Origin of the sequence: Tahibacter sp., from assembly GCF_035481375.1 — a bacterium.
Taxonomy (GTDB): Bacteria; Pseudomonadota; Gammaproteobacteria; order Xanthomonadales; family Rhodanobacteraceae; genus Tahibacter.
Map to the genome: position 1 here is coordinate 1 of NZ_DATIGT010000343.1, position 6,382 is coordinate 6,382.

Here is a 6,382-nt window from a genome sequence, read left to right on the forward strand (position 1 = left end):
CTGCCGCCCTCGCCCGACTATCCGGAAGTCCCGCCGAATCCGGCGACGTTTCTCGATCCGCGCCACGCGAGCGTGTTCAACGACGTCGAGGGCAACGAGGAATCGCGCACGTTCGACGGCGCGACGCTCGCGATCAACCACGACGCGGGCTGGGGTCATTTCACCTCGACGACCGCCTGGCGCGAATTCGACACGATCAATCGCGAGGACGAGGACGGCACGAACCGCCGCTATCTCTACCTCGACACGGCCAACATCGAGGACAACCGCAGCTTCTACCAGGAATTCAAGCTCTCCGGCGAAACCGACACGCTCAACTGGGTCGCCGGCGCGAGCTATTTCCGCGAAAAGGCCGACCAGACCTCGCAGGTCAACGTGTTCACCGACAGCCTCGACACGCTGATCCGCACGCAGGGCGTCGCGCCGACGCCGACCGGCACGTTGTTCGGCTATTTCAGCGACGTGCTCGCGTCGTTCGACGTGCCGCTGAGCCTGCGCGACCACCGCTGGCGCGAGGAAATGGTCAACACCGCCGACTCGCGCGCCTACGCGCTGTTCGGCGACACGATCTGGGCCCTGAGCGACCGTACGAATCTCACGGTCGGCCTGCGCTACACGCGCGACGAAAAGAAATTCAGCTGGTTCAACGGACCGCGCAGCGCGCCGACGCTCGACGGCACGATCGAGCAGTTGCTGCCGATCATCGCGGGCCTGCCGCCGGAACTGCAGGAGCCGGCGCTGTTCGCGCTCGGCGTCGCAAGCAGCGACATCGTGTTCGCCAACGGCGCGCTCGAAGGCGTGACCGTGCGCGACAGCGATTCCTGGAGCGATTTCAGCCCGCGCCTCGTCATCGACTTCCAGGCCACGCCGGACACGATGCTGTTCGCCTCGCTCGCCAAGGGCTACAAGGCCGGCGGCTACAACAGCCTCGACATCGGCGCGAAATTCGACAACGAGGACGTCTGGAATCTCGAGGCCGGCATCAAGCAGGCCGACTACGAACACGGCCTGCTCTGGAACGCGTCGGCGTTCTACTACGTCTATTCCGACCGCCAGGCGATCCGCCTCGATCCCAACAGCGCCGGCAGCGGCGTGCCGCGCTATCTCGTGGACACCAGCGACGAGAAAGCCTGGGGTGTGGACGCGGGTCTGCAGTGGCAGCCCAACGGTGCGCTGACCGTCGACGCGAACCTCGCGTTCATCGACGCGACCTACAAGGACAAGCTCACGCCGAGCGGACGCGATCTGTCCGGCCAGGCCACGGGCGAGCCGTACCTGTCGTTCTCGCTCGGCGCGCAGTATCGCTGGGATTTCGACAGCGCCGGCGCCCTGACCCTCGCGCTGCGCCACGCGTATCGCGGCAAGAGCCGCTGCAACGCCGATTCGCAGCTGCAGGGCGACTGCAGCGTGAGCCCGAACGTCGACGTCGGCGCCGCGCAGCAACGCACCGACCTGCGCCTGGGCTGGACCGACGCGAGCGAGCACTGGCGCGTCGGCGCGTTCGCGACGAACCTGTTCGACAAGCGCTATGTGGAAAATGTCGGAAATTACACGACCGACGTGTTCGGCACGACCTACGCGACGATCAGCGCGCCGCGGATGTACGGGGTCGAGGTGGGGTATCAGTTCTGAAACGCGCAGCACAGCCGGCGCGAGGTGCAATGCGCGGACGCCGCGATTCCGAACGGCGCTGAAGGCGCACACGCTGCCGGAATTTTCGGTCGTTTCCTTACGGCGCAGTCGCCGTCACCGTGGCGGTCGCCGCGGTGGCTGCGACATCGACGCCGATCATGCACGAGCCGTTCGCGGGAATCACCGCGCCGAGCCGGCCCCAGGCATGGCCGCCATCGGCAGCGACCTCGACCGGCGGTACGACGATGCCTTCGATCGCCGCCGCGCAGGGTGCCGACGGCGGCGGCGACGGCCGTAACGCGATTCCGATGGCGAGCGAGAGCAGCGGCCGGCAGCTGTAGCGCATCGCCGTCGCATGCACGGCAACCCGGGCGCCCGCCGGAGCGCCGCCGCACTGAGAGAAACCGGGGCGCAAAAACCACTAGTGGACTGACTCGTCCGAGTCGGCTCCGGAGCTCGCCCCATGACTACGCACTATTCGTCCCTGCGGACGCGCGCGCTGCGCCGGTACGCCGCGTGCCTGTCGCTGATCGCCGCAATGGCCTGGGCGCAGGATGAAGTCGTGACCTCCGGCGGACCGGCGGTCGCGCCGGAAAGCTGCGACTACTACGAACACGCGGAATTCGGCGGCGACCGCCGCAACATCCGGCTCGGCGTGAACCGGAAATACGTCGGCGACGCCTGGAACGACCGCATATCGGCTATCGCCTGCGCCGATCGCTGCGAGCTGACCGCATTCGAGCACCGCGATTTCGCCGGCGCATCGCGGCGGTTCGCCGGCGGCGGCGCGGCGCAGTACGTCGGTTCGGCCTGGAACGATCGCATCTCGTCGCTGTTCGTCGCCTGCGATCGCGAGAGCACGCAGTCGAACGACTGCAACTGGGGGCCGGACACCTGCGCCCAGGGATACGTCTGGCGCGAAGCGAGCCCCCAGGATCACGTCTGCGTGACACCCGACGTCCGCGACCGGACCCGTGCGGAGAACGGCGCGGCGGCATCACGCGTCGCCGGCCACGGCCACTCGGGTCCGAATACCTGCCATCCGGGGTTCGTCTGGCGCGAAGCGTTTGCGGGCGATCTCGTCTGCGTGCCGCCGGATTCGCGCGAACGCGCGCGCGTCGACAACGCGCGCGCGTCGCAGCGGCGGTCGTGCCGGCGCTAGCGGCCTGAAGCGGAGGACGCGGAAGCCGGAATGACACCGGGCCGGTCGTTCCGGACGCGGCTTCGAAGCGAATCCGTAGCGCCGCTACGGACCGAACGAGAAGCAAGCAGGTGCGGCCGGAACGCGCCGGTCGCTCCGATTTCTCCGTTACGGGCCGCCAGACGCCGAGATGCGACGTCTCAGCCCTTGCCGCGCGGGGGCTTGCGCCGCGCGCGCCGCGCATGATCGCGCGCGATGTCGCCGAGACTCACGCCGTCGAGCCGCGCGAGCAGCGTGCGTTCGGCTTCGTCGAACGCGGCCTTCAGCGTCGCGTTGACCGCCTGCTCGACGAGGCAGCCGGCATGATCGACCGCGGCGGCCAGCGCGAAGATCGGCGGCGAATCGAGCGCGCGATGGATGTCGCCGAGGCTGATCGCGTCGAGCGGCCTGGCCAGCGTCCAGCCGCCGCCGGGCCCCTTCACCGACGTCACGTAGCCGTGTTCGCGCAGACCCGCCATCGTGCGCCGCACGACGACCGGATTCGTGCCGAGCATCTTCGCGATCGCTTCGGACGTCGCCGATCCTTCGTGCCGCTCCATGTGGACGAGGACGTGCAGCATGCGGGACAGGCGGCTGTCGCGTTTCATCGCGGGGTCGGCTCCGGAGGGGCAGCCACCTTAGCAGATCGGCATATCGTAACAACGATAGTTGCAATATGCCGGGCGCGCCGCCAATATGTAACTTCAGAAGTGTCGTTTAGGCCGGCGAGCATCCGGGCCGCCGCGGCGACACCCGGAGACCTGCTCATGAACCGATTCGACGCTCTCGTCGTCGGCGGCGGTTTCGCCGGCCTCGCCGCCGCGCTGCTGCTCGCACGCACGCGCCGCCGCGTCGCCGTGCTCGATGCCGGCCTGCCGCGCAACCGCTTCGCCGCGCATTCGCACGGCGTGCTCGCGCAGGACGGCCGCAGCGGCGGCGCGATTCTCGCCGACGCGCGCACGCAGCTCGCGGCGTATCCGAATGCGACGCTGATCGCGGGCACGGCACAGGCTGCGGCCGGAAACGACGGTGATTTCGTCGTGACGACGGCGGACGGCCGCGACGTCGCGGCGCGCAAGCTGCTGCTCGCCGTCGGCGTCAGCGACACTTTGCCCGGGCTGCCGGGTCTCGCCGAACGCTGGGGCAGCAGCGTCGTGCACTGTCCCTACTGCCACGGTTATGAAATCGGCGGCGGACCGATCGCCGTGCTCGCCGGCAGCGTGCATGCCGCGCAGCACGCGGCGCTGATCGCCGACTGGGGCGAGGTGACGCTGCTCATGAACGGTCAGCCCGAGCCTGACGGCGAGGATCGCGACCTGCTGCGCCGCCGCGGCGTGCGCGTCGAGACGGCGCCGGTCGCGTCGCTCGCCGGACCCGGCACGACGCTCGATGCGATCGTGCTGCAGGACGGCCGTCGCCTGGCGGCGCGCGCGCTGTTCGTCGCGACGCGAACGCACCCGGCCGGTCCGATCGCGCAGCAGCTCGGCTGCGCGATCGAGGAAACGCCGCTCGGCGCGATCCTTCGCACCGACGAACGCAGGCAGACCAGCGTGCCGGGCGTCCATGCCGCCGGCGATGCGGCGCTCGCGCGCAGCAACATCACGCTGGCCGCGGCCGACGGCGTCACCGCGGGCTTCGGCCTGCATCAGTCGCTGATCGCCGACGACATCGCGCGCGCGGCCTGACGCGCCGACGGCGCGCGCGTCTTCGCACTACTGGAATCCGTCAATGAAAAGACCGTCGACGAACAGGCCGGCGAGACCGTTGACCGCCGGAATCTGCAGGCCGAATCCGACCAGCCGCGGATAGCGGAACACGATGCCGCGGTACGAGGAATGCTGCGCATAGGAATCGGGGCCGAGCGCATTCACGGGCGTCGCCGCCAGCAGCGACCCGTCGGCGGTGTCGACCGGCACGAGCTTGTTCTGCGGCGTCATCGTGATCGCCACGTTCGGATAGCTGTCGGAGTACGCGAGCATGACCTGCGGGCACAGGTTCAGGCCGCCCGGCACGCAGACGCCGCCGGTCTCGGTGCGCGCGAGCCAGACCGCGCTCGGCGCCGTCGCGATGTCCCGCATGCGCGCGACGACCGCGACCGTGCCGAGCGAAATGCAGGCGGCGCGGCCCATGACGAGCACGTCGCCGTTCCAGCCGGCCGGGCGTTCGAGCGCGTCAATGGCCGAGGCCGAGGTGCCGCCGGGACACGGGAAGCGAAACGTGCGCGAGGCCAGACTCAGCGTGCCGGCGTCGTAGTCGCCGTAGAACGCCTCGTCGCCGGAATTGCCGACGAGCTCGACGTGGTTCGGGCCGTTCGTGCGCATCTGCAGGACGTTCGGCGAATTGCCGAACACGATGGACGAGCCGCCGCCCTGGTCCGACAGTGCCGCCGTGCCGCTGCCGTGCGCGCGGCTGAAGACCAGGCGATTGTTCGGCGCGGCGACGACGACGACGAGCACGGGCAGCCCGAACACCTGGGTGAACGCCGCGCCGCGCAGCTCGCGCAGTCCGTTCGGCGCGCTGACCGGCAGCGCCGACACCGCATAGCCGCCGAAGCCGAAATTGCCGTCGAACGCGCCACTGGCGAAGAACTTCGCGACGGCGACCGAATAGCCCGGCGTGCCCGGCAGGCTGAACGCGACATAGAAGATGTCCTGCCCGCTCTCGCTGCCGGCGACCAGGCGAATCGCGTTGACCGTGCCGCTGTCGAGGTAGGGCGACGGCAACGCCGGCATCTGGCTGCCGCCGTTGCCCCAGCCGGTATCGAGCTGGCCGGATTCGGTGTAGCGCGTCAGCACGATCCGCGGGATGTTGTTCGCGCGCTGCAGCGTGGCGCTGACGTAGCCGCCGCTCGCATCCAGATGGACGATGCCGATCGGCGTGATCGTCGTCGCCGCGTCGGCGCCCGGATGCCGCGGCAAGGCGGCGAAGCCGCCGGTGCCGAAGCCCGGATCGAACGCGAGCCCGATCGGATTCGAGCCGGCGGCGCAGGAACCGGCGGCTGCTATGCTCGCGCCGACGCCCAGCACCGCGCGCCCGACCCACTGCCGCAGGCCCGTGCCGATCATGTTGCTCATACCCATGTGCGCATCCTCGAAAGACGCCGGTGCAGCCCGGCTGACGGCGACGGATGCTGCGTGCGCCCCCGATCCGGCGTCCTCACGGCAAGGTCTCTGCAACCTCACCACCGCGCCACGCCTGGGTCTGCGGCCATGAACCTGCCGCGATCCGAGCCGGCGGCCGCCGGCATCGACGGCGCGCCGGTCTATCGTTTCGCGAACGTCGCGGTCGACGTCGCCCGCCAGCAGCTGCGCGTCGACGAGGCCGAGGTCGCCTGCCAGCCGCTCGCGTTCCGGTTGCTCGTCATGCTCTGCGAGGCGCGCGGCGCGCTCGTGCCGCGGAGCGTGCTGTTCGACCGGCTCTGGCCCGGCGGCCAGGACATCGGCGATACCGCGCTGACCCAGCTGATCTGGCGCCTGCGCGGCGCGCTCGGCCCCGCGGCCGACGCGATCAGGACCGTGCGCCGCGGCGGGATACGGCTCGACGCCGAGCTGCAGGTCGACGCGGCCGCGC

7 protein-coding genes are annotated in these 6,382 nt (G+C 70.0%); 4 read left to right on the plus strand and 3 right to left on the minus strand.

Features of this window, described 5'->3' with window-relative positions; translation table 11 throughout:
* Positions 1-1,632: TonB-dependent receptor (locus VLF18_RS22700; RefSeq protein WP_325281909.1), on the plus strand; the 1,632-nt coding region annotated here is incomplete at its 5' end.
* Positions 1,633-1,729: 97 nt separating this feature from the next.
* Here the strand turns inward: VLF18_RS22700 and VLF18_RS22705 are convergent.
* Positions 1,730-1,993 carry a hypothetical protein gene (locus VLF18_RS22705; RefSeq protein WP_325281910.1) on the minus strand — a complete coding sequence of 88 codons (264 nt, stop codon included), beginning with the start codon at positions 1,991-1,993 and terminating at the stop codon, positions 1,730-1,732.
* A gap of 102 nt (positions 1,994-2,095) precedes the next feature.
* On the opposite strand from VLF18_RS22705, the gene VLF18_RS22710 reads away from it, so the two are divergent.
* Positions 2,096-2,794, plus strand: a complete 699-nt coding sequence (locus VLF18_RS22710; protein ID WP_325281911.1) for a hypothetical protein — start codon at positions 2,096-2,098, stop codon at positions 2,792-2,794.
* Positions 2,795-2,973: 179 nt separating this feature from the next.
* On the opposite strand, the gene VLF18_RS22715 is transcribed toward VLF18_RS22710, so the two are convergent.
* Complete coding sequence (locus VLF18_RS22715) at positions 2,974-3,420, minus strand: Rrf2 family transcriptional regulator (protein WP_325281912.1); 447 nt, start codon at positions 3,418-3,420, stop codon at positions 2,974-2,976.
* 159 nt (positions 3,421-3,579) lie between these two features.
* On the opposite strand from VLF18_RS22715, the gene VLF18_RS22720 reads away from it, so the two are divergent.
* Positions 3,580-4,497: an NAD(P)/FAD-dependent oxidoreductase gene (locus VLF18_RS22720; protein ID WP_325281913.1), complete on the plus strand. Its 918-nt coding sequence runs from the start codon at positions 3,580-3,582 to the stop codon at positions 4,495-4,497.
* A 27-nt stretch (positions 4,498-4,524) separates the two neighbouring features.
* On the opposite strand, the gene VLF18_RS22725 is transcribed toward VLF18_RS22720, so the two are convergent.
* Complete coding sequence (locus VLF18_RS22725; RefSeq protein WP_325281914.1) at positions 4,525-5,892, minus strand: hypothetical protein; 1,368 nt, start codon at positions 5,890-5,892, stop codon at positions 4,525-4,527.
* Between the two features lie 129 nt (positions 5,893-6,021).
* On the opposite strand from VLF18_RS22725, the gene VLF18_RS22730 reads away from it, so the two are divergent.
* Positions 6,022-6,382: winged helix-turn-helix domain-containing protein (locus tag VLF18_RS22730; protein ID WP_325281915.1), on the plus strand; the 361-nt coding region annotated here is incomplete at its 3' end.

Excerpts from the sequence above, each read along its gene's own strand:
- VLF18_RS22710 (WP_325281911.1), top strand. The coding sequence starts at position 2,096 with ATGACTACGCACTATTCGTCCCTGCGGACGCGCGCGCTGCGCCGGTAC.
- VLF18_RS22715 (WP_325281912.1), bottom strand. The coding sequence starts at position 3,420 with ATGAAACGCGACAGCCGCCTGTCCCGCATGCTGCACGTCCTCGTCCAC.
- VLF18_RS22720 (WP_325281913.1), top strand. The coding sequence starts at position 3,580 with ATGAACCGATTCGACGCTCTCGTCGTCGGCGGCGGTTTCGCCGGCCTC.
- VLF18_RS22725 (WP_325281914.1), bottom strand. The coding sequence starts at position 5,892 with ATGGGTATGAGCAACATGATCGGCACGGGCCTGCGGCAGTGGGTCGGG.